The organism is Flammeovirga agarivorans, assembly GCF_012641475.1.
In the GTDB taxonomy this organism is placed as follows: domain Bacteria; phylum Bacteroidota; class Bacteroidia; order Cytophagales; family Flammeovirgaceae; genus Flammeovirga; species Flammeovirga agarivorans.
Map to the genome: position 1 here is coordinate 1 of NZ_JABAIL010000064.1, position 856 is coordinate 856.

The window sequence follows — 856 nt, forward strand, 5'->3', positions numbered from 1 at the left end:
CAGCTGAGAACAATAGCTAATCTCCATCCATCGGGTGACGCACCCGCTGGTCGTAGTTTAGCCATTACGTTGTGTACAATTAAGATGATAATGAAACGATATATAAACTTATTATTCTTACCATTACTTCTGATTGGTAGTTGTAAAGTAAAACAATCTCAATTAAAATTTAGGAGAATAAATATTAGTGATAATATATATGGATTAGAGTGTGATTATTTCAAAGGAACTATTTTCACAGAAAAATATCCTTTTCCTGAATATTTTAATATCAACACGAACGCAAATTTTTGGACACCATCAGATTCGGATATTTCAGATATTGAAAATAAATTAAGTCAAAGGATACGTAAATTATCCAAAAATAACCCATTTAACGGTTTCAATGATTGTCCTAAAATTCATAGGAATATTATTAATTACTATCGACAATATGTTAGCTTTATCAGTAATAATGGGGATAGAATTATTCAAATATCTTTTTTTTGGGATGAGAATAAAACCCGTTATAATTTAAATGAAGAATATATGGAAGTTTTAGATGGTTGTAGTTACTATTGGAGAATTAATTACAATATTGATACAGGGGATTTTTTTGGCTTAAGTATCAATGGAATAGCATAAAAAGTACACAACAACAGCTAAAACTCCACGTTTCGGGTGACGCACCCTCACACGTAGTTTAGCCATCACGTTATATGCCATAAAATATGAAACATACCTTTTTATAGCTTTTATTCTGTTTGGTTATTTTTGGTAGTTGTTCAACAAAATCAAATATTAATAATTTTGATTATTACCTAACATATAATTATGAATCAGGAAGTGAAATATATTTCGATACAATTTATATTGA

Annotated in this window: 1 protein-coding gene; it reads left to right on the forward strand. The window is 28.9% G+C overall.

Annotated elements, in window-relative coordinates:
• Nucleotides 1-624: hypothetical protein (locus HGP29_RS28245; RefSeq protein WP_211093453.1), on the forward strand; the 624-nt coding region annotated here is incomplete at its 5' end.
• Nucleotides 625-856: the final 232 nt, after the last annotated feature.